General features: G+C 59.2%; 28 protein-coding genes and 1 pseudogene. 11 read left to right on the top strand and 18 right to left on the bottom strand.

Going from position 1 to position 23,084, the window contains the following annotated elements:
- Positions 1-102: 102 nt before the first annotated feature.
- The 3 genes and pseudogenes from JQ848_RS18435 to JQ848_RS18425 form a co-directional block, all read right to left on the bottom strand.
- Positions 103-1,008, bottom strand: coding sequence for an acyltransferase (locus JQ848_RS18435; protein ID WP_003439935.1), 906 nt, complete (start codon positions 1,006-1,008; stop codon positions 103-105).
- Positions 1,009-3,108 carry a phosphate acetyltransferase gene (gene pta, locus JQ848_RS18430; RefSeq protein ID WP_003439937.1) on the bottom strand — a complete coding sequence of 700 codons (2,100 nt, stop codon included), beginning with the start codon at positions 3,106-3,108 and terminating at the stop codon, positions 1,009-1,011. It lies immediately after the preceding gene.
- 59 nt (positions 3,109-3,167) lie between these two features.
- Positions 3,168-3,477, bottom strand: a pseudogene (locus JQ848_RS18425) (DUF3565 domain-containing protein).
- Here JQ848_RS18425 and JQ848_RS18420 point away from each other — a divergent pair.
- Complete coding sequence (locus JQ848_RS18420) at positions 3,476-3,961, top strand: FKBP-type peptidyl-prolyl cis-trans isomerase (protein WP_003439940.1); 486 nt, start codon at positions 3,476-3,478, stop codon at positions 3,959-3,961. The pseudogene JQ848_RS18425 and the gene JQ848_RS18420 overlap by 2 nt on opposite strands.
- A gap of 133 nt (positions 3,962-4,094) precedes the next feature.
- On the top strand, positions 4,095-4,577 hold the full coding sequence (locus JQ848_RS18415; protein WP_003439942.1) for a glutathione peroxidase: 483 nt from the start codon (positions 4,095-4,097) through the stop codon (positions 4,575-4,577).
- Here JQ848_RS18415 and JQ848_RS18410 read toward each other — a convergent pair.
- Together JQ848_RS18410 and cysZ are read right to left on the bottom strand one after the other, a co-directional pair.
- The gene (locus JQ848_RS18410) at positions 4,574-5,767 is read right to left on the bottom strand and encodes a glycosyltransferase family 4 protein (protein WP_161717945.1); all 1,194 of its coding nucleotides are present in this window, start codon (positions 5,765-5,767) and stop codon (positions 4,574-4,576) included. The two genes, JQ848_RS18415 and JQ848_RS18410, sit on opposite strands and share 4 nt — an antisense overlap.
- A 97-nt stretch (positions 5,768-5,864) precedes the next feature.
- Positions 5,865-6,620: a sulfate transporter CysZ gene (gene cysZ, locus JQ848_RS18405; RefSeq protein ID WP_003439947.1), complete on the bottom strand. Its 756-nt coding sequence runs from the start codon at positions 6,618-6,620 to the stop codon at positions 5,865-5,867.
- A 311-nt stretch (positions 6,621-6,931) separates the two neighbouring features.
- On the opposite strand from cysZ, the gene trxB reads away from it, so the two are divergent.
- Complete coding sequence (trxB, locus tag JQ848_RS18400; protein WP_003439949.1) at positions 6,932-7,894, top strand: thioredoxin-disulfide reductase; 963 nt, start codon at positions 6,932-6,934, stop codon at positions 7,892-7,894.
- 120 nt (positions 7,895-8,014) lie between these two features.
- Here trxB and JQ848_RS18395 read toward each other — a convergent pair whose 3' ends face one another.
- The 6 genes from JQ848_RS18395 to JQ848_RS18370 form a co-directional block, all read right to left on the bottom strand.
- Positions 8,015-8,350: a HopJ type III effector protein gene (locus JQ848_RS18395; protein ID WP_010656030.1), complete on the bottom strand. Its 336-nt coding sequence runs from the start codon at positions 8,348-8,350 to the stop codon at positions 8,015-8,017.
- Positions 8,343-8,639, bottom strand: a complete 297-nt coding sequence (locus tag JQ848_RS18390) for a DUF1244 domain-containing protein (RefSeq protein WP_003439952.1) — start codon at positions 8,637-8,639, stop codon at positions 8,343-8,345. Before JQ848_RS18390 ends, JQ848_RS18395 begins: the two co-directional genes overlap by 8 nt.
- 15 nt (positions 8,640-8,654) lie before the next feature.
- Entirely contained in the window at positions 8,655-9,041 is a 387-nt protein-coding gene (gene folX / locus JQ848_RS18385) for a dihydroneopterin triphosphate 2'-epimerase (protein WP_003439954.1), read from the bottom strand.
- On the bottom strand, positions 9,041-9,601 hold the full coding sequence (gene folE, locus JQ848_RS18380) for a GTP cyclohydrolase I FolE (protein WP_003439956.1): 561 nt from the start codon (positions 9,599-9,601) through the stop codon (positions 9,041-9,043). The genes folX and folE overlap by 1 nt, the downstream gene beginning before the upstream one ends.
- Before the next feature lie 21 nt (positions 9,602-9,622).
- Positions 9,623-10,333: a dihydromonapterin reductase gene (folM, locus tag JQ848_RS18375; RefSeq protein WP_161717946.1), complete on the bottom strand. Its 711-nt coding sequence runs from the start codon at positions 10,331-10,333 to the stop codon at positions 9,623-9,625.
- Positions 10,334-10,427: 94 nt separating this feature from the next.
- Positions 10,428-10,997 carry an antibiotic biosynthesis monooxygenase gene (locus JQ848_RS18370; RefSeq protein ID WP_202211005.1) on the bottom strand — a complete coding sequence of 190 codons (570 nt, stop codon included), beginning with the start codon at positions 10,995-10,997 and terminating at the stop codon, positions 10,428-10,430.
- Between the two features lie 242 nt (positions 10,998-11,239).
- Here JQ848_RS18370 and JQ848_RS18365 point away from each other — a divergent pair, with 242 nt between their 5' ends.
- Positions 11,240-12,172 (top strand): MerR family transcriptional regulator, encoded by a 933-nt coding sequence (locus tag JQ848_RS18365; RefSeq protein ID WP_010656028.1) that lies wholly within the window; start codon positions 11,240-11,242, stop codon positions 12,170-12,172.
- A 3-nt stretch (positions 12,173-12,175) separates the two neighbouring features.
- Here the strand turns inward: JQ848_RS18365 and JQ848_RS18360 are convergent, their stop codons facing one another.
- Both JQ848_RS18360 and JQ848_RS18355 read right to left on the bottom strand, forming a co-directional pair.
- Positions 12,176-12,784: a hypothetical protein gene (locus JQ848_RS18360; protein WP_003439965.1), complete on the bottom strand. Its 609-nt coding sequence runs from the start codon at positions 12,782-12,784 to the stop codon at positions 12,176-12,178.
- 52 nt (positions 12,785-12,836) lie between these two features.
- The gene (locus JQ848_RS18355; RefSeq protein WP_127196053.1) at positions 12,837-13,310 is read right to left on the bottom strand and encodes a PAS domain-containing protein; all 474 of its coding nucleotides are present in this window, start codon (positions 13,308-13,310) and stop codon (positions 12,837-12,839) included.
- A gap of 134 nt (positions 13,311-13,444) precedes the next feature.
- On the opposite strand from JQ848_RS18355, the gene JQ848_RS18350 reads away from it, so the two are divergent.
- Entirely contained in the window at positions 13,445-13,900 is a 456-nt protein-coding gene (locus JQ848_RS18350) for a flavodoxin (protein ID WP_003439968.1), read from the top strand.
- Here JQ848_RS18350 and JQ848_RS18345 read toward each other — a convergent pair.
- Positions 13,881-14,777 (bottom strand): LysR family transcriptional regulator, encoded by an 897-nt coding sequence (locus JQ848_RS18345; RefSeq protein WP_003439970.1) that lies wholly within the window; start codon positions 14,775-14,777, stop codon positions 13,881-13,883. The two genes, JQ848_RS18350 and JQ848_RS18345, sit on opposite strands and share 20 nt — an antisense overlap.
- A gap of 99 nt (positions 14,778-14,876) precedes the next feature.
- Between JQ848_RS18345 and JQ848_RS18340 the strand changes: the two genes are divergently transcribed.
- Entirely contained in the window at positions 14,877-15,263 is a 387-nt protein-coding gene (locus JQ848_RS18340) for a CidA/LrgA family protein (protein WP_202211004.1), read from the top strand.
- Complete coding sequence (locus JQ848_RS18335) at positions 15,253-15,939, top strand: LrgB family protein (protein WP_003439976.1); 687 nt, start codon at positions 15,253-15,255, stop codon at positions 15,937-15,939. Before JQ848_RS18340 ends, JQ848_RS18335 begins: the two co-directional genes overlap by 11 nt.
- 269 nt (positions 15,940-16,208) lie before the next feature.
- On the opposite strand, the gene JQ848_RS18330 is transcribed toward JQ848_RS18335, so the two are convergent.
- Positions 16,209-17,003 (bottom strand): IclR family transcriptional regulator, encoded by a 795-nt coding sequence (locus JQ848_RS18330; protein WP_003439978.1) that lies wholly within the window; start codon positions 17,001-17,003, stop codon positions 16,209-16,211.
- A 163-nt stretch (positions 17,004-17,166) separates the two neighbouring features.
- Between JQ848_RS18330 and hmgA the strand changes: the two genes are divergently transcribed.
- The 4 genes from hmgA (at position 17,167) to JQ848_RS18310 (ending at position 21,636) form a co-directional block, all read left to right on the top strand.
- Positions 17,167-18,471, top strand: coding sequence for a homogentisate 1,2-dioxygenase (gene hmgA / locus JQ848_RS18325; protein WP_202211003.1), 1,305 nt, complete (start codon positions 17,167-17,169; stop codon positions 18,469-18,471).
- Between the two features lie 2 nt (positions 18,472-18,473).
- Positions 18,474-19,778 (top strand): fumarylacetoacetase, encoded by a 1,305-nt coding sequence (gene fahA / locus JQ848_RS18320; protein ID WP_010656024.1) that lies wholly within the window; start codon positions 18,474-18,476, stop codon positions 19,776-19,778.
- Between the two features lie 11 nt (positions 19,779-19,789).
- On the top strand, positions 19,790-20,428 hold the full coding sequence (gene maiA / locus JQ848_RS18315; RefSeq protein WP_160628386.1) for a maleylacetoacetate isomerase: 639 nt from the start codon (positions 19,790-19,792) through the stop codon (positions 20,426-20,428).
- 167 nt (positions 20,429-20,595) lie between these two features.
- Positions 20,596-21,636 carry a Glu/Leu/Phe/Val dehydrogenase family protein gene (locus JQ848_RS18310; protein WP_003439985.1) on the top strand — a complete coding sequence of 347 codons (1,041 nt, stop codon included), beginning with the start codon at positions 20,596-20,598 and terminating at the stop codon, positions 21,634-21,636.
- 45 nt (positions 21,637-21,681) lie between these two features.
- Here the strand turns inward: JQ848_RS18310 and JQ848_RS18305 are convergent, their stop codons facing one another.
- From JQ848_RS18305 to JQ848_RS18295, 3 genes are all read right to left on the bottom strand, one after another.
- On the bottom strand, positions 21,682-22,092 hold the full coding sequence (locus tag JQ848_RS18305) for a MerR family transcriptional regulator (RefSeq protein WP_202211002.1): 411 nt from the start codon (positions 22,090-22,092) through the stop codon (positions 21,682-21,684).
- 38 nt (positions 22,093-22,130) lie between these two features.
- Positions 22,131-22,706 (bottom strand): NAD(P)H-dependent oxidoreductase, encoded by a 576-nt coding sequence (locus JQ848_RS18300; protein WP_161718113.1) that lies wholly within the window; start codon positions 22,704-22,706, stop codon positions 22,131-22,133.
- Positions 22,707-22,784: 78 nt separating this feature from the next.
- Positions 22,785-23,042, bottom strand: a complete 258-nt coding sequence (locus JQ848_RS18295; RefSeq protein ID WP_003439988.1) for a YebG family protein — start codon at positions 23,040-23,042, stop codon at positions 22,785-22,787.
- Positions 23,043-23,084 lie beyond the last annotated feature (42 nt).

Raw genomic sequence — 23,084 nt, 5'->3', positions numbered from 1 at the left:
CTCGGTGGCGGGCTTTTTTATGCGCGTGTATTTCCCCTCTGCAGGAGCGAGCTTGCTCGCGATCTATTCCAGGCAAGCTCGCGCCCACAGCAAGGGGATAGCTCAGGCGCCGGGGTATTTGCGATGCAACTCGTCCAGCAGCCGGTCCTTGTTTTCCCACAAGGTATTGATCCAGCTCTGAAACGCCCGCTTGTACTCAGGGTCCTGGTCGTAGTTTTTACCGATAAACCCGGCCGGGATTCTCAGCTCTTCGAAATCCACCACCACCTCCCGCACGTTGCCGCACAGCAGATCCCAATAACCCGGTCTGCCGCCTGGGTAGTGGATCGTCACGTTGATGATCGATTGCAGCTGTTCGCCCATCGCATCCAGGACAAAGGCAATGCCGCCGGCCTTGGGCTTGAGCAGGTAGCGAAACGGAGAGTTCTGCTGCGCGTGTTTGGCCTCGGTAAAGCGTGTGCCTTCAACGAAATTGAAAATCGCTACCGACTGGTTTTTAAACTTGGCGCAGGTTTTACGGGTGGTGGCCAGGTCCGCGCCTTTTTTCTCCGGGTGTTTGTCCAGGTAAGCCTTGGTGTAGCGCTTCATGAACGGGAAGCCCAGAGCCCACCACGCCAGACCGATCACCGGGACCCAGATCAGCTCCTGCTTGAGGAAGAACTTGAGCGGACGAATACGTTTGTTGAGCACGTACTGCAGCACCATGATGTCAACCCAGCTCTGGTGGTTGCTGGTGATCAGGTAGGAGTGCTGGTAGTCCAGCCCCTCAAGGCCTTCGATGTGCCAGCGGGTCTTGCGCAGTAAATCCATCCAGCGCGAATTGTTGCTGACCCAGGCTTCGTGGATCCGGCGCATCAACTCGTCGGTCACACGCTGCGCTGCCGGGAATGGCAGGCACAGCTTGAAAATGGCAACTACGAACAGCGGCGTGCAACACAGGATAGTGTTGATCGCCAGTAGCAATGAAGCGATGACGCCGCGTAACGGCGCAGGCAGGAAATCCAGCATTTACACATCCATAGGTCGGTTGGCGGCTTGAATCGCCGTGAGGGCGATGGTGTAGACAATGTCGTCGACTTGCGCGCCGCGAGGCAGATCATTTACCGGTTTGCGCAGACCTTGCAGCATAGGCCCAAGGCTGACGCAATCGGCGCTGCGTTGTACCGCCTTGTGCGTGGTGTTGCCGGTGTTCAGGTCCGGGAACACAAAGACCGTCGCCCGGCCCGCCACTTTGCTGTCGGGGGCCAGTTGTCTGGCGACCGCTTCATTGGCAGCGGCGTCATATTGCAGAGGCCCGTCGATCAGCAACGAATGCTGGGCCTCATGGGCCAGCAGGGTGGCTTCGCGTACTTTTTCGACCTCTTCGCCACTGGCCGATTCGCCGCTGGAGTAGCTGATCATTGCCACCCGCGGGGTAATGCCGAAGGCGGCGGCCGAGTCGGCGCTTTGCAAGGCAATTTCGGCCAGTTCACTGGCGGACGGATGCGGGTTCATCACGCAGTCGCCATATACCAGCACTTGTTCGGGAAACAGCATGAAGAACACCGATGACACCAGGGTGCAGCCAGGTGCCGTTTTGATCAGTTGCAGGGCAGGGCGGATGGTGTTGGCGGTCGAGTGAATAACCCCGGAAACCAGCCCGTCCACTTCGTCCAGGGCCAGCATCATGGTGCCGATCACCACGGTGTCCTCCAGCTGTTGCTCGGCCATCGGCGCATTGATGCTTTTGGTTTTACGCAGCGCCACCATCGGTTCGACGTAACGCCCGCGAATCAGATCCGGGTCCAGAATCTCCAGCCCCTCAGGCAGCTCGAAACCGTGGGCCTTGGCCACTGCCAGAACCTCTTCAGGTTTGGCCAGCAATACGCAGCGGGCAATTCCGCGGGCATGGCAAATGGCAGCCGCCTGCACGGTCAATGGCTCGCTGCCCTCGGGCAGGACGATGCGCTTGTTGGCTTGCTGGGCCCGCTGGATCAGTTGATAGCGGAACACCGCCGGGGTCAGGCGCATTTCCCGCGGGGTGCCGCAGCGTTGATGCAGCCAGTTGGCGTCCAGATGGCCGGCAACAAAGTCGGTGATGATTTGCGCGCGCTCGCGGTCATCAATCGGGATTTCCTTGTTCAGCTGGTTGAGCTGGTTCGCCGTGTCATAGGACCCTGTACTCACTGACAGCACCGGCAGCCCGGCCTGCAGCGCACCACGGCACAGTTCCATAAGGCGCGGGTCGGGCTTGGTGTCGCTGGTCAGCAGCAGCCCGGCCAGCGGCACGCCATTCATGGCCGCCAGGCTGACAGCCAGAATAATGTCATCGCGATCGCCGGGGGTAACCACCAGCACCCCGGGTTTGAGCAGTTGCAAGGTGTTGAGTACGGTGCGGGCGCACAGAATGATTTTCGACATGCGCCGGGTTTCGTAGTCCCCGGCATTCAGCACCTGGGCACCCAGCAGGTCGGCCACGTCGCGGGTGCGTGGCGCGTTGAGTTCGGGTTGGTAAGGAATGCAGCCCAGCAGTCTGAAATCGCCACTGCGCAGCAACGGCGAGTGCTCTTTGAGGCGCGCCGAAAAAACTTCCATGCTTTCGTCGGTGCGCACCTTGTTGAGGATCACGCCCAGCACTTTCGGATCTTTGGGGCCACCAAACAACTGTGCCTGCAATTCAACCCGGCCGGAGAGCTCGGTCAGCACTTCGTTTTCCGGGGCCGACACCAGAATCACCTCGGCATCCAGGCTCTTGGCCAGGTGCAGGTTGACCCGTGCGGCGTAACTGGCGGTGCGGGTGGGCACCATGCCCTCAACGATCAGTACATCTTTACCAATGGCTGCTTCTTGATAAAGGCTGATGATTTCTTCGAGCAGTTCATCCAGTTGGCCGTCACCCAGCATGCGTTCCACATGGGCCAGCCCCAAAGGGGTTGGCGGCTTGAGACCGTGGGTGCGGGCGATCAGTTCGGTCGAGCGCTCAGGGCCGATATCACCCGGATGCGGCTGGGCAATCGGCTTGAAAAAGCCGACTTTCAACCCCGCGCGCTCCAGCGTGCGAACCAGTCCGAGGCTAATAGATGTCAGGCCCACACCGAAATCAGTGGGGGCAATAAAGAAAGTTTGCATGCGAGCTTCCTGACGTGGCAGTGCAGGGCAGCGTCCGATGTGCGGGACGGGTGCCTGAATCAATTGCCAAGATTAGCGCTATCTGCGTCTTGAGCACACCAGCCACAGGTAAAGGGCTGACCTATTTTTTTCTGGCGTTGCTGCGGGTCAAGGACCCAGGGCCTGGATTGCCAGGGTGGCTGGTGACGAAGGTGCTGGGTATGGCCACATGACAACACTGCGACCCAGTGCTGCTCTTCATCTTGACGCCAGCCAATGATCGTTGAAGTTTTCAAAGTTATCCGTTGGTCTTTGTTGTATTCGCTTTCGGGCGATTGCTTGGTTAGACTTGCGAACTCACTTATTTTTTTGCAAAAGGTCTCGCCCCATGACGATCGCCGCCAACAAGGCTGTCTCCATCGAATATACCCTGACCAACGACGATGGTGATGTCATCGATAGCTCTGCCGGCGGTGCACCGCTGGTTTACCTGCAAGGCGCAGGTAACATCATTCCGGGTCTGGAAAAGGCGCTTGACGGCAAGGCCGTTGGTGAAGAACTGACAGTGACCGTTGAACCTGAAGACGCTTACGGCGAGTACTCTGCCGAACTGGTCAGCACCTTGAGCGCCAGCATGTTCGAAGGCGTAGACACACTGGAAGTGGGCATGCAGTTCCACGCTTCCGCGCCGGACGGTCAGATGCAGATCGTGACTATCCGTGATCTGGACGGTGACGACGTAACTGTAGACGGCAACCACCCGTTGGCAGGCCAGCGCCTGACCTTCAAGGTCAAGGTTGTTGCAGTACGTGACGCGAGCGAAGAAGAAGTTGCTCACGGTCACGTGCACGGTGAAGGCGGTCATCAGCACTGATCACTGCTGCTACGCTCAATTGCGAGCTAGCCAGAAAAAGGCGCCTACGGGCGCCTTTTTGCTTTTTGAAGAATATGGCAATCGGCACTTCAGGCGATTGTTTATACATGGCCCGGGAATTCAGGAGTTTGTCATGAGCGCTTTTCACGAACTTAATCTCCACGCACTGGACGGCAAGCCGCTGCTCCTGGAAACCTTCAAAGACCAGGTTGTGCTGGTGGTGAACGTTGCCTCGAAATGTGGATTGACCCCGCAATATGCCGCGCTGGAAAACCTTTATCAGCAGTACAAGGCCAGGGGCTTCAGGGTGCTTGGCGTGCCCTGCAACCAGTTCGCCGGGCAAGAACCGGGCACTGAAGAGCAAATCCGCGAATTTTGCAGCCTGAACTATGGCGTGACTTTTGAACTGAGCGCCAAGCTGGACGTAAACGGTCCGGAGCGTCATCAACTGTATCGCTTGCTGGCCGGCGAAGGGGCAGAGTTCCCGGGTGACATCAGCTGGAACTTCGAGAAATTTCTGGTGGGTCCGGACGGCCGCGTGCTCGAACGCTTTTCACCGCGTACCGCACCGGACGATGCGACGGTTATTCAGGCGATTGAAAAAGCCCTGTCTTAAACCGGCACTTCGACGGCGCCGGTGCAGCCCCGGGCAGCCCGCAGCAAATGGCCTTCGAACTGCTCGATGATGCCCTGCCAGCTTTGACGGCTGGCATGCCGGCGGGCATTGAGACGAATGGTGCGCAGGGTTTCCGGGTCTTCGAGCAGCCAGCAGGCGGCTTCAAGCCAGGCATACTCATCACCCGGCATGGCCAGCACGCCGTTATAGCCATGGCGAATATGCTGGCCGGCAGCGGCCTCGTCATAGGCCACGACCCCCAGCCCCGAGGCCTGGGCTTCAAGCACCACGTTGCCAAAGGTCTCGGAAAGGCTTGGAAATAAAAACACATCTGCGCTGGCGTAATGGTTGGCCAGGGCTTCTGCGCACTGCACCCCGCAAAAAACCGCCTCGGGCAACGATGCCTCGAGAGCAGCCCGCTTTTGTCCGTCACCGACCACAATCAACTTGAAGCGCCGTGCCGGATAGCGTGCTTGCAATGCATCAAGGCAACGTTTGAGGGCTCCGAGGTTTTTTTCCGGTGCCAGGCGCCCGACATGTAGCAGCGCAATATCGTTTTCCCTCAGGCCCCAACTTTGGCGCAAAGACATTTGTCGTCTGGACGGACTGAACAGCTGACTGTCGACGCCGCGGGCGAGTAACTCCAGCCGCTCGAAATGTCTGCGCGTCAGTTCCAGGCGCTGGCTGGCACTGGGCACCAGGGTCAGGCTGGAGCGGTTATGGAACCAGCGCAGATAGCGGGTCAGGGCGCGGCTGAAGAAGGTCAAACCATATTGGTTGAAGTACTGTTGAAAGTTGGTGTGAAAACCGCTGACCACCGCGATGCCCAGGCGTCGGGCAACACGCAATGCACACAATCCCAATGGCCCTTCAGTCGCGATGTACACCACATCCGGGCGCTGCTGCTGCCAGCGTCTGGTCAGCCTGTGGGTCGACGTCATGCCCCATTGCAGACCCGGATACCCCGGCAAAGGCCAGCCCCGACACAGCATCAGCGTCGGGGTACTGCGCTGGTTGGCATCCTCGGTCTGGCGCGGGCGCACCACTTCCACGAGATGATTGCGCGCACGCAAGCCGTCACTCAAATGGCTGAGGGTATTGGCCACTCCATTGATTTCGGGCGGGAAGGTTTCAGTGATCAGGGCTATGTGCAGGGCTGTTGTCATGACCTCAGTGTCAGGTACAGCCATGTCGACAATATGTCAGCGCCATGTTGGATTTATGACGCGGGCAAAAATAATAGCTGCAGGTGCCTCGCGTCAGAGCATTGCGAGGCCCCTGCAGTGATCAGGCTCTGGTTCTGGCCAGTGCTTCGTCGCCCCGCTCACGCACCCAGAACAGGGTCGCGCCTGCGACAGCGGCCGGCATCATCAGAATGTTGACCACCGGAATCAGCAGCACCAGATACACGATCCCGCCAAAGCTCAGGCTCTGCCAGCGCTTTTCACGCAGCCAGGCGAGCATCTCATTCCACCCAAGCTTGTGGTTGTCCGCCGGGTAGTCGATGTACTGGATGGCCATCATCCAGACCCCGAAAATCAGCCACAGGGGCGCGGCTACCAAATTGAGCACCGGAATAAACGACAGGATCAGCAGGGCAATCGCCCGCGGCAGAAAATAGCCCAGCTTGCGCATTTCACGGGCCAGGGTGCGTGGCACCATGGCGATCAGTTCCCCCCAGCTAAAAGGCGGCGAGTTATCCACCCCGCGCACCACAGCTTCGACTTTTTCCGAGAGAAAACCGTTGAAAGGGGCGGCAATGATATTGGCGAGCATGGTGAAGGTGAAAAACACCATCAACGCCACCAGCACCACGAACAGCGGCCACAATAAATAGTTGAGGAAGCTGAGCCAGTGGGGCAGCGACGGCATCAGGGCATCGACCCACAGGCTGAACTGGTGCCCGGCGAAATAAATCAGCCCGACGAACAGCACCAGATTGATCAGCAGTGGCAACAGCACGAACAGGCGCAGGCCAGGGCTGAGGACCAACTTGAGGCCTTCACGCAAGTACTGAGGGCCAGAGAGAACGGGTGCGGGCATAGTGTGCTCCGAGCAGTGGAAAACCGGGCGACCTTAACGGCTTTATCTGTAGGGCGAAAGTCTTGCGTAAGAATCGACAATTGCTGTAACAAAGACGTCCAGGCATCTATTTGACTACATAGAGACCAGCTATGAGCTGGATTGTTATTGCATATTTCCTTACTCTCTGCGGCCTCTATACGCTGCACCTATATTTTTCAGGATCTGCGTGTTTCAGGCGTTGCCTGAGCAGGTTTGCGATTTCTTTTTATTCCAGCCGGTCAATCGGCGTTCCGACCCGGTTTCGACACGGGCGGTCATAGGAGTGAGTCATGTCTGAAGTACGTCATTCGCGTGTGATTATTCTGGGTTCCGGCCCTGCCGGTTACAGCGCCGCGGTCTACGCGGCCCGCGCCAACCTCAAACCACTGCTGATCACGGGCATGCAGGCTGGCGGTCAACTGACCACCACCACCGAAGTCGATAACTGGCCGGGGGATGTTCATGGCCTGACCGGTCCGGTCTTGATGGAACGCATGCGCGAACACGCCGAGCGTTTTGAAACCGAGATCGTGTTTGATCATATCAACGCCGTTGATCTGAAAAACAAACCGTTCAGCCTTACCGGCGACAGCGGTGTTTACACCTGCGATGCGTTGATCATTGCAACAGGCGCCAGCGCCCGTTACCTGGGTCTGCCGTCTGAAGAAGCGTTCATGGGCAAAGGCGTTTCCGCCTGTGCCACCTGTGACGGTTTCTTCTACCGCAACAAGCCTGTGGCTGTGGTTGGCGGTGGCAACACCGCTGTTGAAGAGGCGCTGTACCTGGCCAACATCGCCAGCAAGGTGACTCTGGTTCACCGTCGCGAAACATTCCGCGCCGAGAAGATCCTGATCGACAAGCTGCACGCACGTGTGGCTGAAGGCAAGATCGAGCTCAAGCTTAACGCCACCCTGGACGAAGTGCTGGGTGACAACATGGGTGTGACCGGTGCGCGCCTGAAAAACAACGATGGCAGCTTTGACGAGCTGAAAGTCGACGGCGTCTTCATTGCCATCGGCCACACGCCGAACACCTCGTTGTTTGAAGGCCAGCTGGAACTCAAGGATGGCTACATGGTTGTGCAGGGCGGCCGTGAAGGCAACGCTACTGCCACCAGCATCGAAGGTGTGTTTGCGGCCGGCGACGTGGCTGACCACGTCTACCGTCAGGCCATCACTTCGGCAGGTGCGGGCTGCATGGCTGCACTGGACGCCGAGCGCTACCTGGACGGCCTGCAGAACGCGCAGTTCTGACAGTTTGCGACATAAAAAAACCGGCTTCGGCCGGTTTTTTTGTGTGGGGCAAATTGTAGGAGCGAGCTTGCTCGCGAGATTTTCAGAGCAGCAAAGAAGAGCTCGCGAGCAAGCTCGCTCCTACAGGGTCAACGGCGGGGCGGTGAATTCAACCCCGGCCAGGCCATGGGCGATCAACCCGCGGATGTTGCTGTGGTCCGTGCCGTCCGGGGTCGCCACCACCGAGCGATAGTGCTCGCCGAAAGCCAGCAGTGCTTCTTTATCGCTCAGGCCTTCCAGCAGGGCCAGACCCAGTGTTTTGCACGAGCCCTCATTCTGCCCGGCCGCGTTCTCTACACCACCATTGGTGAAGGCTTGTGGCTGGTAATCGTAGTGCGCTGCGATAAACGCCAGGGTATCGGCGAACAGGTGCTCGCCGCTGTTGAGGCTGGCGCGCAGGGTATTCAAATCAGTCATGCTTTTTTCCTGTTGCGAAGGCCGCAGCCTGTTCGGCGCTGGCTTCTTTCTGATATTGGGATTTCCACTCGGCATAAGGCATGCCGTACACCACTTCACGGGCGTCATCGAGGCTGAGGTCGATCTGACGCTCGTCCGCCGCTGCCTTGTACCACTTGGACAGGCAATTACGGCAAAAACCCGAGAGGTTCATCAGGTCAATGTTCTGCACGTCCTTGCGGCTGTCCAGGTGCGCAACCAGGCGACGAAAGGCGGCGGCTTCGAGTTCAAGGCGTTCTTGGGGCGTCATGGGATTCACCGATATTTAAAGGGTGGGTGCCTGGCGGCTTGCCGCCAGCGTAATTGAAACCGATTCGGCGAAGCGCAACGCGTGCGGCTTGTCGACTTCGACTTCGGCGTACAGAACGGCGCCATTGGCCATGACCAGATCCAGCAGTTCCTGGGTCAGACGCTCAAGCAGGGCGAAGCGGTTGTCTTCGACATGCTGGATCACCGCTTTGGTGATGGTCCGGTAATTGAGGGCGTGATCGATATCGTTGTCACGCACGGCTTGCTGGGCGGCATAGAGGATGGTGAGGTTGATCAATACATCCTGCTTGTTGAGGATTTCTTCCTCGTTGATCCCGATGTACGTGCGCAGACACAGGTCTTTGACGCGGATGCGGGCCATTCCTGGCTGAAGTTGTGGCATTAAGACTTGCTCCGTCCTATCAATTGCAGGAACTCCATGCGGGTGCTGGATTCGCGAAATGCGCCGAGCATGACCGAGGTGTTCATGGTTGAGTTCTGTTTTTCTACGCCGCGCATCATCATGCACATGTGCCGGGCTTCAATCACCACGGCAACACCGGCGGCCTGGGTAATGTCCTGAATGGCATCGGCGATTTCCCGGGTCAGGTTTTCCTGGATTTGCAGGCGGCGGGCGAACATGTCGACGATGCGGGCAATTTTCGACAGGCCCAGCACTTTGCCGGTCGGGATATAGGCCACATGCGCCTTGCCAATGAACGGCAGCAAATGATGCTCGCACAGCGAATACAGCTCGATGTCGGAGACGATCACCATTTCATCGCTGTCCGAGGCAAACAGGGCGCCATTGACGATGGTTTCAACGCTTTGTTCGTAACCATGACACAGGTACTGCATGGCTTTTGCTGCGCGTTCTGGGGTGTCGAGCAAGCCTTCGCGGTCAGGGTTTTCACCGAGACCGATGAGGATCTCGCGATATTGCTCAGGCAGTGTTGCGCTCATGAAGTACTTCCTCGGGGACGGCTATTTGAGATGCCGGCCGCCATTGACGGTCAAGGTGGTGCCGGTCACATACGGGTTATCCAGCAGGTAGCGCAGGCTCTGATAAATCACCTCGGCGCCGGGTTCAAACCCCAGCGCCGACTTGGCCAGGGTGCTGGCGCGGTACGCCGCGTCATCGTCCGGGTTGAACATCAGCAAGGCCGGGGCAATGCCGTTGACTTTGATGCGTGGCGCCAGTTTAGCGGCGAATGACAGGGTCAGGCTGTCGAGCCCGGCCTTGGTCGCGCAATAGGCAATATGCTTGCTGCTGCCCTTGCGTGTGACATCGTCGCTGATATGCACAATGTCCGCTGGAGTCGAGCGCTCCAGCAGTTCAGTGCAGTGCAGGTTGATTAGGTAGGGGGCGAGCATGTGCACGCTGAACATTTGCGTGAAGGCCGCGGTCTGGTCGTCGACGGTATCCACAAGCCAGGCCGAGGCATTATGGACGATGGCCCGCAGCGAGTCAGTGTGGCTTTTCAGGCGCTGGATAAAATCGAGAATACCTTCTTCGTTTGAAAAGTCGGCAAACAGCGTCGTGGCGCCCAGTTCGCGCAAGGCTTGTACGCCGGGTTTTTCACTGCGGTAGGTGATGATCACCCCATGACCGTCCGCCAGCAGTTGCCTGGCGCAATGCAAACCAATGCGCTGGCCAGCGCCAGTGATCAGAATCGGTGCAGAAGGAGAGGGCATGACGGACTCGGTGAGGTAAGGCCGGAAACTGTCGCGGCGTAGTAGCAAAACTATACCAGCGTCCGCGACGTAACGGCCAAGCCCGAATCCGGGTTTAGCTGCGATGGGATGCGATTGCGCCGGCCGGCGGCTTGTTTGGAAGGCTGTGAAGCCAGTTGGCCAGCAAGTGGGTTGAGAGTGGAATAAACCAGAACACCATCAGCGGGGTCAGGGCCAGGGTGCTGACAAATATGCGTGGCAGCAAACTCAGCTCGTCCAGCAGCGGGCCCAGTACAAAGTTGAACAGCAGTGACACCGGAAAGAAAGCCAGCCAGATGGCCACCGCTTGCTTCCAGCGGGGCGGGCGCTGACCGGTGGCACCGAACCAGCCATCGATACCCTTCACGCGGCGCTCTGAAGGATGGGCAAACAGGTCACTGCCACGCAGCAACCAGGCCTTGCGCGAGACCGAGTGTTCCCAGGCGTGGAGGGTGGCTTCGTCGGCAAAGCGGAAAATGATCTGAAACTCGTCATCGCCCGCAGGCGGGGCCAGAGCGCCGGAGCCCAGGTAGCCGGGAAAGTCTGTGGCCAATTGTTCACCCTCATGCAGCCAGGCGATCAATTCCTGATAGCGGCCTTCAGCGACACGGCGTGCAACCAGCAAGGTGACAGGAGTGGTAGACATTGTGTATCTCCAGAAGGCTGATGCTGCCCGGGTAGGGCAGCCACAAAACACAGCACCGGGGTGGTGGGCCGTGTTCTGGAAAACAAGCAAGGATTGTTCCTCCTGAGCTCTTTTGCGCCGGTTTGTATCGCTGACAAGTCTGATCCCGCAAAGCATCGTGAAAATCCCGGCCCCTGTTTGAGCACCAGATGACGCGATGAGGCGTAGAATCCCCTGCATATCCTCTTGGTCCTTGCCCTCCAATGCCCGTGATTACTGAACTTGAGCCCGTAGCGTTATCTGCCGATTGCCCTGAACAGCAAGGCTTGTATCCGATCAGGGAAGTCGCGCGGCTCACAGGCATCAACCCGGTGACCCTGCGCGCCTGGGAGCGGCGCTACGGTCTGATCCAGCCAACGCGCACCATAAGCGGGCATCGTCTGTACTCCGTGACCGATATTGAGACAGTGCGCCGGGTCATGGGCTGGCTGGAGCGCGGGGTGGCCGTCAGCAAAGTCGCGCAGTTACTGGCCAACGACTCTGCACATGAGCGCCCGCAGCCTGTCGCCAATGAGCACCGTGAATGGCAATGCCGTGCAGGGGCTGCGCTGAGTGCATTCAACGAGCCCGAGCTGGAACGCCTGTACGGGCAGATTTATTCCGGTTACCCGGCAGAAACCGTTTTCCAGGATATTTTTCTGCCGCTGTGGCAGCAACTGCTCAGGGGGCGGGATGAGTTCGGCCGCACCAGTGAATGGCTGATGCTGGACGGGTTCCTGCGCGCACGGGTACAGCACCGGCTGCAGATGCAGGCGGCACAAGCCGCACAGTGTGTGGTGATGGTTGCAGTGCCGGAGCTGTGTCATGAGCTGGAGCTGCTGGTCGCCGGCTTGCTCCTGAGCCGCCACGATCGGGTGGTCAGGGTGTTGGCGACAGGGCAGCCACTGGACGAGCTTGCGCTGATTTGCGAGAAGATCAGGCCCCAGGCCGTTGTGCTGTTTGCTCAGCGTACCCTGGGCGCCGCGCACCATCGGCGGCTGACGCGGTTGGCGCCCAGCCTGAACTGTCCGCTGTTTTTGGCGGGCGAGGCTGTGCACACGGCGCAAGAGGCGCTGCAGGGAACATCGGTTGTCTGTTTGGGGCGCCAGGCTGCTGGGGTGAGTCAGCAGCTGGATGCTGAACTCAAGGGGCGCTGAGGGCTATGAGCTGTGAAATGCCGGATGCGCCAGACGATGCTGTTGCAGGATGAACTGGCGCAGACGCTCGGTCTGGCCTTTATCGTGCTGGCCAAGCCGGTAGGCATACAGGCCTGATTCGGTCTTGCGCTCCAGCGTGCCGCGTACGGCGATCCGTTCATAGCCCACGGGGCTGAACCATTGGGCAAACTGACGCGGTGGCTGACTGTTGTTGCGCACCTCTACCAGCAGTCCCTTGAACGATACCTGGGTGACCCACAGGTTTCCGGGTCTGGCCCGAATATTCTCCAGTGCCACCGGTTCTTCCAGGGTCAGGCGCCACGGGCGGCCAAGGGGCCCGTCTTCAAAAATGCTCGGCGCTCCCAGCTGCAAATGCTGTGCATGGAACTCGTCTTCCACCAGGCTTAACGGAAAGCTCATTTGCTGGTCGGCAAATTGCGCCTGGATCGTGACTTGTTCATGGGCGGCCAGGCGGGTGAGCAGATCACGTATTTGCGAGACCCCTTTAACCGTGAGGCTCGACGAAGCGTCCCGCTGATTGAGCTGCGGGTTCTGATGCATCGTCTGGATAAAATCCAACTCGTCCTGAGTCAGAAGGGTCTCGTGGGACATTATCTGGCTCGTAAATTAGCGTTACAAATCAGCGCAGGTGAGACTAAGACCCTCAATTCTGTGTTTTGTTAACTCCGTTCGTCGCCTTGAGCGCCTGGAGTTCGGCTTTTACCCCGGCCAGTTCGGCTTCCAGTTGCGCAACCCGCTGTTGGGCTTTGACCTGGGCCGTGACATCTTTTTGCACGCCAATAAAGTAGGTGAGCTGATCGTTCTCGTTAAACACGGGGGTGATCGACAGCTCGTTCCAGAAATGCGCACCATCCTTGCGATAGTTGCGCAGTATCTGGCGAGTCGGCTGGCCGCTGGCGATGGCATCGCGGATCAATTGCAGGCCGGTTTGATCGCGGTCACCGGCCTGCAAAAAGCGACAGTCCTGATACAAAATATCGTCGCTGCTGTAACCGGTGAGCGTTTCAAACGCCTTGTTCACGTAAATCAGAATGTTGTCTTCGCCTTCCTGTTCGGCAATCACAATGCCGTCCTGGGACGCGTCCACCATGCGTTGCAACAAGCGGGAAGTAATCATCGTGGGGTTCTCCGGAGGGGCGGCAAAATGCTGGCATTTTAAGCCGGTCGCAGGTGCAGTCTACGTGCCATCACCGAAAGCTGCGCCTCACCTGCTAATATCCCGGACTTTTAGTCAGTTACAGGATCAGATTGATGAAAGTCGCCATCCTTTCCGGCTCGGTGTACGGCACCGCAGAAGAAGTCGCCCGCAACGCCAGACAACTGCTGACCGATGCCGGCTTTGAGGTTTTGCTCAATCCTCGCGCCCGCCTGGCAGATATTCAGGCCTTCGCTCCTGAAGCCTTTTTGGCCGTCACCTCGACCACGGGCATGGGCGAGCTGCCCGACAACCTGATGCCGTTGTACTGCGAGATCCGTGATCTGCTGCCGGCCGCCTGGCGTGGCTTGCCCGGTGCCGTGATCGCCCTTGGTGATGAAAGTTATGGCGACACTTTCTGCGGCGGCGGCGAGCAAATCCGTGAGCTGTTCGCAGAGCTGGGGCTGCGCGAGGTGCAACCCATGCTGCGCCTGGACTCCAGCGTCACCGTTACCCCGGAAGAAGACGCCGAGCCCTGGCTGCAGGACTTGATCAAGGCACTGACGCAATAACCGGCCGCTCGCGCAGCAGCTCCAGCCAGGCTTGGGCTGCCCGCGACAAATAAGCCCCGTCGCGCCAGATAAAGGCGATATCCCAGCGCAGGTAATCCGGCGCGATCAGCTTCAAACGCACGACCCCCGGCCGTACCAGAGCCCGGGCCACCACGCTGGGCAGCAGCACCACGCCTTGTCCGGCGGCCACCAGCGCCACTAAAAAATCCGATTGCCCGCTGCGGCCACCTTCTTTGGGTGTGAAGCCCGATTGATGGCACGCCTGCAGCAAACGCTCGTTGAGCATGAAGCTGCGCTGGTAGAGCAAAAACGGTGTATCGGCCAATTGCTCAAGACGCACGCTGCCGTCCTGTGCAAGCGGATGATCCTCCGGCAGCAGCGCATCCAGCGGTTCATCGCAAAACGGTTGATAGCCGAACAGCGGGTTTTTCGGGGTCAGACTGCCGCCCAGCTCCAGTTCTCCGCTCATCACCGCCTGCTCAATATGCATGCTGCCGCCTTCGAGCAGTTGCACCTGAATATTGGGGTAACGCCGCCGGTACTCGGCAAACAGGCTGGCGAACAAGGTATTACTGCCCAGTAGCGGCAGCCCTACCCGTAACTCGCCCCGGGTTAACTGGCTCAAGTCGTCCAGCTCGCTGAGCAGCTCATTGTGCAGGCGCAGCATGCCTTCTGCGCGCTGCAGCACCACATTTCCCGCCGCCGTCAGGCGCACCTGCGAACCCAGGCGATCGAACAGTGGCGTGCCAAGGTTCTGCTCAAGTTGCGCCACCTGTTTACTCACCGCTGACTGGCTGATATGCAGCAGATGGGCGGCCTGGGTAAACCCGCCCTGGCGCGCCACTTCAACGAATGTGCGCAGTTGTTTGAATTCCATGTGCGTGATTCCGTTTTGGAATAGCTGCCAGTCTAACAATTCGTTTTAGGGATGGAAGGCCTGTCTTTAAACTGAAGTCCAGTCTGCACTGGAACCCATATGAAACGCTTCGATGTAAAACGCTTTGCCCGTCTGGTCGTGGAGGTGGCGGTATTGCTGGCCATTTATTTTCTCGGCTGTCAGATCGCGGCGTGGTGGCACCTGCCAATACCCGGCGGGGTGATTGGCATGGCCTTGCTGCTGCTGGCATTTGCCTTGGGGCTGATCAACCCGGCGACCCTGCAATTGGGTGCCGGGGTATTGATGGCCGAAATGTTGCTGTTCTTCATCCCGGCGCTGATGAGCCTGCTCGACTACGGCGCACTGGTACGCGATGACGGATGGCGGATATTGCTGGTGATCGGGGTCAGCACCTTGTTGGTCATGGTGGTGACCGCCTTTACCGTCGAAGCCGTATGCCGCTGGAGACTGCGCCATGAAGTTTGAATGGATGCCTGTGTTCTGGCTGATCCTCACCCTCGGGGCCTACGGTCTGAGCCGCTGGCTGTACCGGCGCACCGGGCGCTATCTGCTGTCGCCGCTGATTCTGGTGCCTGCCCTGTTGCTCGCAGTGGCCGTACCGCTACACACCGCCTATGCCGAGTACTCAAGCGATACCCATTGGTTGATGCTGGTATTGGGCCCGGTGACAGTGGCCTTCGCCGTGCCGATCTGGCAGCAGCGCAAGTTGCTGGCGCGGCATTGGGTCGCCTTGTTGCTGGGGATGCTGGCAGGGAGTGTGGCCTCCATTGGCAGCTCATTCTGGCTGGCCAGGGCACTGGCCCTCGACACATCGCTGACCATGTCTTTGGTGCCCCGTTCCATCACCACGCCGTTCGCCATGCCCCTGGCCCAACACCTGGGCGGAGTCCCCGAACTGACTGCGGTGTTCGTAATGTTTACCGGTGTATTTGGCGCACTGCTGGGGGGGATTCTGCTCAAGTGGCTACCGCTGCGCAGCAGTCTGGCGCGGGGTGCCCTGTTCGGCATCGGGGCCCACGGAGCGGGGGTCAGCCGCGCCCGCGAGGTCGGCAGTGAAGAGGGGTCAGTGGCGGGGCTGGTCATGGTCCTCACCGGGATCCTCAACCTGTTTGCGGCGCCATTGCTGATGCTGCTGCTTTGAACCGCGGCAAATTCCGGGCATAAAAAAGGCCGCTGAAGGACAGCGGCCAACGAAGACGTTCATCAAGGAGCAACAAATCAACGTCAGGGTAAATCTGGGGGAGAGTCGAGTTGACTCAATCCGTGTGACCGGCAGCCGTGCCGGAAAGTTCGATAAGAATAATGGCTGTCTTGTTATGGAGTAAGGCCGCTTTTCGACAATCTCTGTTACCGCTTCGGCAATAGTCGAAAGCCGAACCAGACTCCACAGTCTTACCGCGGCAGGCGTTGTTAACCCGGTTGATAACCCATCCGCCAGCTGATGGCCGTGCTCGCTTCCAGCAGCCGCTTGGCTGCGGGGCCGTTTTCATCGGCATGGAACAGCGACGCCGGCCCGACCACGGTCAGTACGCCAGCCACATGACCGGTGGCATCAAACACCGGTGCCGATAATGCATCGACCCCGGGCATCAGCAAGCCATGGACAAAATGCAATCCCCGTTCACGGATCTGTACACCGGTTGCGGCGTAGGTTTCAGGTTTTTTCAGCGGATGAATTTTATCGGTTTGCAACTCCAGCTCGCGCAATGTGGCGGTTTCCCGGTCAGGCAGAAAGGCATTGAACACCAGCCCCGTGGACGAACTCAGCAGGGGTAGCACCGAACCCAGTTTGGTCACCACCGTGACTGCGCGAACCGCGGCTTCAATATGCACCACGGTTGCCCCCTGATTGCCCCACACCGCCAGAAAGCAGGTTTCATTCAAGTCATCGCGCAGTTCGGCCATGGGCAGGGCGGCGACTTTCAGCACATCCATGCTGTTGAGTGCGGCCAGCCCCACACGTAACGCCTCACGCCCCAGTCCGTAATGATTGGTGGCTGCATTCTGCTCGGCAAAACCACTGGCGATTAATGCCTGCAAGTAGCGATGCACCTTGCTCGCCGGCATTTGCACGTGCTCGGCCAGACGCGACAGGGAAGTGGAAGGTGACAGCTCGGCCAGGGCCTTGAGGATGTCAGTGCCGACTTCGGCGGAGCGCACTTTCTGTTTGCCAGTGCTGTCGTTACTGCTGCGTGGCTTTTCCATGGGCTGCTGGGATCTCGGGACGAATGGGCGTCTTTATAGCTTGACGCTTAATACCAATCAAATTACGTTATGCGTAATTGAATTACGATAAAAATAACGCAGCGACGCGCAAGCTGTTTTCGGGCCGGGCGCAGTCAGCTGTATTCTCCACACTGGAGGCGCCATGAACCTCGACTCGTCTTTGTCCGATCTCGTGTATCAATCCGGGTTTGGCAATGAATTCAGCAGCGAAGCATTGCCCGGCGCGTTGCCGGTCGGCCAGAACTCTCCGCAACAAGTCCCCTACGGGCTGTACACCGAGTTGTTGTCGGGTACCGCGTTCACCATGGCACGCAGCGAATCGCGCCGCACCTGGATGTACCGGATCAAGCCATCAGCCAACCACCCGGCATTCGTCAAGCTCGGGCGGCAACTGGGCGGCGGCGGATTGGGCCCGGTAACCCCCAATCGCCTGCGCTGGAACCCGCTGCCAATCCCGGATGAGGCCACAGATTTCATCGACGGTCTGGTGGCTATGGCGGCCAATGGCGCTGCGGACAAACCTGCGGGTATCAGCATTTACAGCTACTGCGCGAACACCTCGATGCGGCGCGTGTTCTTCAAGGCCGACGGTGAATTGCTGCTGGTGCCCGAGCAGGGCCGTCTACGGATTGCGACCGAGTTGGGGGTGCTGGAGCTTGAGCCTCTGGAGATTGCCGTGATCCCCCGTGGCCTCAAGTTCCGTGTTGAACTGCTCGACCCGCAAGCCCGTGGCTACGTGGCCGAAAACCATGGTGCGCCGCTGCGCCTGCCGGATCTGGGCCCCATTGGCAGCAATGGCCTGGCCAATCCCAGGGATTTTCTGGCCCCGGTGGCCCACTACGAACATAACGGGCAACCGACCCCTCTGGTGCAAAAATTCCTCGGTGAACTGTGGGGTTGCGAGCTGGATCACTCGCCACTCAACGTGGTCGCCTGGCATGGCAATAACGTGCCGTACAAGTATGACCTGCGGCGCTTCAACACCATTGGCACCGTCAGCTTCGATCATCCCGACCCCTCGATCTTCACGGTATTGACCTCGCCCACCAGCGTGCCGGGTCTGGCCAACCTCGACTTCGTGATCTTCCCGCCGCGCTGGATGGTGGCTGAAAACACCTTCCGGCCACCATGGTTCCACCGCAACCTGATGAACGAGTTCATGGGCCTGATCCAGGGCAGTTACGACGCCAAGGCCGAGGGGTTCCTGCCCGGCGGTGCTTCGCTGCACAGCTGCATGAGCGCCCATGGCCCGGACGCCGAAACCTGTACCAATGCCATTGCGGCAGAGCTGCAACCGAGCAAAATCGATAACACCATGGCCTTTATGTTTGAGACCAGCCAGGTGTTGCGCCCCAGCCGGTTCGCCCTTGAATGCCCGCAGTTGCAATCCAGTTACGACGCTTGCTGGGCTTCGCTGCCCACAACCTTCAACCCGAATCGGAGATAAACATGACCCAGTCCACATTTACCCGCAGCTGGATCGCCTCCGCCAACGGCCACAGTGATTTCCCGTTGCAAAACTTGCCCATGGGGATCTTCAGCCTTAATGGCTCGGCGCCCCGTAGCGGTATCGCCATCGGCGAGCACATTTTTGATCTTGAGGCGGCGCTGGCTGCCGGTTTGTTTGAAGGTCAGGCCAAGGTCGCGGTGGAAGCCTCGCTGGGCGGCGCCTTGAATACCTATTTTGCGTTGGGCCGCAGTGCCCGGGTAGCCCTGCGCGAACGCTTGCTGGAGCTGCTGGGCGAGGGCAGCACCCTGCGGGGCAAGATCGAAGCCCAGGGTGCGAAACTGCTACCGCTGGCGGCGGATTGCCAATTACACCTGCCGGCCAAAATCGGTGACTACACCGATTTTTATGTCGGCATCGAACACGCGAAAAACGTCGGCAAACTGTTTCGCCCTGACAATCCTTTGCTGCCCAACTATAAGTACGTGCCAATCGGCTACCACGGCCGCGCTTCCACCATTCGCGCATCGGGTGCCGAGGTGCGTCGTCCTAAAGGACAAACCTTGCCCGCCGGTCAGACCGAGCCGACTTTTGGGCCCTGTGCACGTCTGGATTACGAACTGGAACTGGGTATCTGGATTGGCCAGGGCAATGACTTGGGGGATGCCATCCCGGTCAGCGAAGCGGGCGAACACATTGCCGGTTTCTGCCTGCTCAACGACTGGTCGGCGCGTGATATCCAGGCCTGGGAATACCAGCCGCTGGGGCCGTTCCTGTCCAAAAGCTTCATCACCAGCATTTCCCCGTGGGTGGTGACGGCCGAAGCGCTGGAGCCGTTCCGTCGCGCGCAGCCGGCCCGTCCTGAAGGCGACCCGCAGCCCCTGGCGTACTTGCTCGATCCCAAGGATCAGGGCCAGGGCGCGTTGGACATCGAGCTCGAAGTGCTACTGCTGACCCAGGGGATGCGTGAACAAAATCTGCCGGCCCATCGACTGGGCTTGAGCAACAGTCTGAACATGTACTGGACTGCCGCGCAGCTGGTGGCTCACCACAGTGTCAACGGTTGCCAGCTGCAGTCGGGCGACCTGTTCGGTTCGGGCACCCTGTCGGGCCCTGACCGCTCGCAACTGGGCAGCCTGCTGGAAATCACCGAGGGCGGTAAACACCCGATCGAACTGGCGTCGGGCGAGGTTCGCAAGTTCCTTGAGGACGGCGACGAAATCATCCTGCGTGCCCGTTGCACCCGTGAAGGGTATGCCTCCATCGGTTTTGGCGAATGCCGGGGCAAGGTCGTCGCTGCGCGCTAAAGGAGCGAGCCATGCAACTCTTTACCTACTACCGCTCGACCTCGTCCTACCGGGTGAGGATCGCGCTGGCGCTTAAAGGTCTGGATTATCAGGCGGTGCCGGTCAACCTGATTGCCGCTGGCGGCGGCGAGCACCGCCAGCCGGCGTATCTGGCGATCAATCCCCAAGGCCGGGTACCGGCCTTGCGTACGGAGGAGGGCAGGGTGCTGACCCAGTCCCCGGCGATTATCGAATACCTCGAAGAGCGGTATCCGCAGGTGGCGTTGCTGTCCGAAGATCTGGACACCCGTGCCCGCGAACGTGCGGTGGCAGCCCTGGTGGCCTGTGATATTCATCCGCTGCACAACGCCAGCGTGCTCAATCAACTGCGCCAGACGGGGCAGACCGAAGAGCAGGTCATGCAATGGATAGGTCACTGGGTCAGCCAGGGCCTGGCGGCCATTGAACAACTGATTGGCGATAGCGGCTATTGCTTCGGCCCGGAGCCCGGGCTGGCGGATGTGTACCTGATCCCGCAGCTGTATGCGGCTGAGCGCTTCAAGGTATCGCTGGTGCCATACCCGCGGATCGCCCGGGTTTCGGCATTGGCAGAGCAGCACCCCGCGTTTGTCGCTGCACACCCCGCGCGGCAACCGGATACACCCGCCTAGCGGCACACAAGACAATGGCCGGGCCGGGGTTCAGACGCACAAACTGTAGCCCCGGCAGGTTATGTCTGAAACCCTGAAAACAGCTCAGACTTATTCCTGCGCACTTCAACGATTTTTCTGGCGCCACCTATACTGGCGTTTACCTTTTATCGTTCGAGGGCTGGTTAATGTTTGCTCTCATGCAAAGTGCTCATGTGGAGTCGTTGCACCTCAGTGTCGATCCTGTCACCGGGCTCAAGGCAGTGATTGCCATTCATAGCAGTCGTCTGGGCCCCGCCCTGGGTGGCTGCCGTTATCTGGCGTATCCCAACGATGAAAGTGCAGTCAACGATGCCATCCGCCTGGCCCAGGACATGAGCTATAAAGCGGCGCTGGCCGGTTTGGCGGTGGGCGGCGCCAAGGCAGTCGTCATGCGGGCGGCCCATGTCGAAAGTCGCGCGGCGCTGTTTGAAGCATTCGGTCGCTGTGTCGAGCAACTCGATGGACGCTATATCACCGCGATCGACAGCGGCACCTCTACCGCCGATATGGATTGCATTGCCCAGAGCACCCGCCACGTAACCAGTACCACTGCGGCAGGCGACCCGTCACCGCATACGGCGATGGGGGTGTTTGCCGGTATTCGCAGCACTGCGTCGTCGCGTCTGGGCAGTGACAACCTGGAAGGATTGCGGGTTGCCGTGCAGGGGCTGGGCAAGGTCGGTTACGCCCTGGCCGAGCAACTGCATGCGGCGGGTGCCGAGTTGCTGGTGTGCGATACCGATCCCGGTAAAGTTCGCCTGGCCATGGATCAGCTTGGCGCCCATCCGGTTGCCTGTGAAGCCTTGCTCAGCACCCCCTGTGACATTCTTGCACCCTGCGGTCTGGGCGGCGTGCTGAACTGGCACAGCGTGGCGCAACTGCGTTGCTCGGCAGTGGCCGGCTGTGCGAACAACCAGCTGACCAACCTGCAAGTTGCCGATCAGCTCGAACGTCGGGGGATATTGTATGCGCCTGACTATGTGATCAATTCGGGCGGTCTGATTTACATGGCGCTGACCCATGAAGGCGCGACCCCCGAGGCCATTAACCAGCAGTTGTTGCGTATCAGCCAGCGCCTGACGGGCATCTACGCCCACGCCCAGGCCGAGAAGCGTTCACCGGCACGGGTTTCCGATGAGCTGGCGCAGCGGTTGTTGTACCCCAAAAGCACTGCGACCTCATCGTAGGCGCAGGCTTGCCTAGGAAGCTGATCAAGCCGAACAGCCAGGCCGTCAGGCCATTGCCAGCAATCGAGCATCCACCGGCGGCTCCAGCAGGTTGCTTGCCTGACAGGATTGATCCGCGGCCAAAAAACGGGTCTCGAATGCGACCAGCCCGGCATGCTGGTTGTGCAGGGCCTGGATCTGCTCCAGCACTGACTGTTTTTTGTCGGTGATGGCGTTTCGCACCACATCCCATGGCAGTGCCTGCCCGTGGTGCTCATCAAGAATCGCCAGCATTTCCTTCAGTTTGAAGCCCAGTTGCTGGGCGCACTTTATGAACATCAGCCGCTCGACACTCTGCTCGCTGTAGACGCGATAGTTGCCACGGCGCTGCGGCGGCGGCAACAGGCCGATGTTTTCATAGTGACGAATGCTTTTGATGGTGGTGCCCGATCGTTGGGCGGCTTTGCCGATGTACATGAAAAGTCCTTTTTAATGGCCGCCCGCATATTGGAGCCTTACCTGGCAGCGAGTTTGCGGATTTGCCCGAGCCAAATGTCCCGCTGCCTGGCGGTTGAATCCAGAATCGGGCCGAATGTCAGGGTCACGAGGGGTTTTATGCCACAAAAGGCCAGAGTGGTCCTGCGCATTTGATGCAATGCCGGCATGCAGTACACCCATTTGTAATACCAGGGCGGGGTGTCCATGGTCACCAGCAGACAGGCGCTGCGTCCTGACAACAGTTTCTCTGGAAAAGCTTTGCCCTTGCGGTAGCTAAAGGCGAAGCCGGGTAGCAGGATGCGCTCGAGAAAGCCTTTGAGCAAAGCCGGAACCCCGCCCCACCAGACCGGAAACACCAGTACCAGATGCTCCGCCCAGGTGATGTCAGCCTGGGCCTTGAGCAAGTCCGGCTCCAGCGGCTGGATCTGTTTATAACCCTCGTGCAGCACCGGATCGAAACACAGGGCTGCGAGATGCAACACGCGGACATCCTGGCCGGCGCCAATGGCCGTTTCGACATAGCGGTCGGCCAGGGCTGCACAAAAGCTGTCGGCAGAGGGATGTCCCAGAATTACCAGTACTCGCTTGCTCATCATTACACCAACCTGAAAGACGGCCTTTCAGGATAGGGTCTGCCCCCAGGGGGAGAGTCAAGCGAGGGCTCGGTGCTGTTACTCGCTTTCGACCAGCAACTCGGACAGGGCGTCCGGCTGGCTCTTGAAGGCTTTGGCAAACACATCGCGGTTTTTCGCCATGTAAATGCCGGCTTCTTCGACCTGCTGCTCGCTCAGCGACGGCACGGCTTTTTGCAATACTTCAGCCAGCAACTCTGCAAGTTCCAGCATTTTGTCATGACGGTCAGCTTCGGCTTTATCCATGAACAAACGCTCCAGATCTCGGCTGCTGCGGTATACCACTTCGACGGCCATTTACCACCTCATATGCCTTCACGTAAATTATCTAGCGATTAC

Origin of the sequence: Pseudomonas paraversuta (genome assembly GCF_904067025.1) — a bacterium.
Classification (GTDB): domain Bacteria; phylum Pseudomonadota; class Gammaproteobacteria; order Pseudomonadales; family Pseudomonadaceae; genus Aquipseudomonas; species Aquipseudomonas paraversuta.
The sequence above is the reverse complement of the archived record's forward strand: the minus strand, read 5'-3'. Positions and strand labels throughout refer to the sequence as shown.

Coding starts and splice junctions, on each gene's coding strand:
- JQ848_RS18305 (WP_202211002.1), bottom strand. CDS start 22,092: ATGTACATCGGCAAAGCCGCCCAACGATCGGGCACCACCATCAAAAGC.
- folX (WP_003439954.1), bottom strand. CDS start 9,041: ATGCCACAACTTCAGCCAGGAATGGCCCGCATCCGCGTCAAAGACCTG.
- JQ848_RS18415 (WP_003439942.1), top strand. CDS start 4,095: ATGAGCGCTTTTCACGAACTTAATCTCCACGCACTGGACGGCAAGCCG.
- JQ848_RS18355 (WP_127196053.1), bottom strand. CDS start 13,310: ATGATTACTTCCCGCTTGTTGCAACGCATGGTGGACGCGTCCCAGGAC.
- JQ848_RS18345 (WP_003439970.1), bottom strand. CDS start 14,777: ATGGAATTCAAACAACTGCGCACATTCGTTGAAGTGGCGCGCCAGGGC.
- cysZ (WP_003439947.1), bottom strand. CDS start 6,620: ATGCCCGCACCCGTTCTCTCTGGCCCTCAGTACTTGCGTGAAGGCCTC.
- trxB (WP_003439949.1), top strand. CDS start 6,932: ATGTCTGAAGTACGTCATTCGCGTGTGATTATTCTGGGTTCCGGCCCT.
- JQ848_RS18370 (WP_202211005.1), bottom strand. CDS start 10,997: ATGTCTACCACTCCTGTCACCTTGCTGGTTGCACGCCGTGTCGCTGAA.
- folM (WP_161717946.1), bottom strand. CDS start 10,333: ATGCCCTCTCCTTCTGCACCGATTCTGATCACTGGCGCTGGCCAGCGC.
- maiA (WP_160628386.1), top strand. CDS start 19,790: ATGCAACTCTTTACCTACTACCGCTCGACCTCGTCCTACCGGGTGAGG.
- JQ848_RS18340 (WP_202211004.1), top strand. CDS start 14,877: ATGAAACGCTTCGATGTAAAACGCTTTGCCCGTCTGGTCGTGGAGGTG.
- hmgA (WP_202211003.1), top strand. CDS start 17,167: ATGAACCTCGACTCGTCTTTGTCCGATCTCGTGTATCAATCCGGGTTT.
- JQ848_RS18395 (WP_010656030.1), bottom strand. CDS start 8,350: ATGACTGATTTGAATACCCTGCGCGCCAGCCTCAACAGCGGCGAGCAC.
- folE (WP_003439956.1), bottom strand. CDS start 9,601: ATGAGCGCAACACTGCCTGAGCAATATCGCGAGATCCTCATCGGTCTC.
- JQ848_RS18335 (WP_003439976.1), top strand. CDS start 15,253: ATGAAGTTTGAATGGATGCCTGTGTTCTGGCTGATCCTCACCCTCGGG.
- fahA (WP_010656024.1), top strand. CDS start 18,474: ATGACCCAGTCCACATTTACCCGCAGCTGGATCGCCTCCGCCAACGGC.
- JQ848_RS18310 (WP_003439985.1), top strand. CDS start 20,596: ATGTTTGCTCTCATGCAAAGTGCTCATGTGGAGTCGTTGCACCTCAGT.
- JQ848_RS18390 (WP_003439952.1), bottom strand. CDS start 8,639: ATGACGCCCCAAGAACGCCTTGAACTCGAAGCCGCCGCCTTTCGTCGC.
- JQ848_RS18300 (WP_161718113.1), bottom strand. CDS start 22,706: ATGAGCAAGCGAGTACTGGTAATTCTGGGACATCCCTCTGCCGACAGC.
- JQ848_RS18410 (WP_161717945.1), bottom strand. CDS start 5,767: ATGGCTGTACCTGACACTGAGGTCATGACAACAGCCCTGCACATAGCC.
- JQ848_RS18330 (WP_003439978.1), bottom strand. CDS start 17,003: ATGGAAAAGCCACGCAGCAGTAACGACAGCACTGGCAAACAGAAAGTG.
- JQ848_RS18350 (WP_003439968.1), top strand. CDS start 13,445: ATGAAAGTCGCCATCCTTTCCGGCTCGGTGTACGGCACCGCAGAAGAA.
- JQ848_RS18295 (WP_003439988.1), bottom strand. CDS start 23,042: ATGGCCGTCGAAGTGGTATACCGCAGCAGCCGAGATCTGGAGCGTTTG.
- JQ848_RS18365 (WP_010656028.1), top strand. CDS start 11,240: ATGCCCGTGATTACTGAACTTGAGCCCGTAGCGTTATCTGCCGATTGC.
- JQ848_RS18360 (WP_003439965.1), bottom strand. CDS start 12,784: ATGTCCCACGAGACCCTTCTGACTCAGGACGAGTTGGATTTTATCCAG.
- JQ848_RS18435 (WP_003439935.1), bottom strand. CDS start 1,008: ATGCTGGATTTCCTGCCTGCGCCGTTACGCGGCGTCATCGCTTCATTG.
- JQ848_RS18420 (WP_003439940.1), top strand. CDS start 3,476: ATGACGATCGCCGCCAACAAGGCTGTCTCCATCGAATATACCCTGACC.
- pta (WP_003439937.1), bottom strand. CDS start 3,108: ATGCAAACTTTCTTTATTGCCCCCACTGATTTCGGTGTGGGCCTGACA.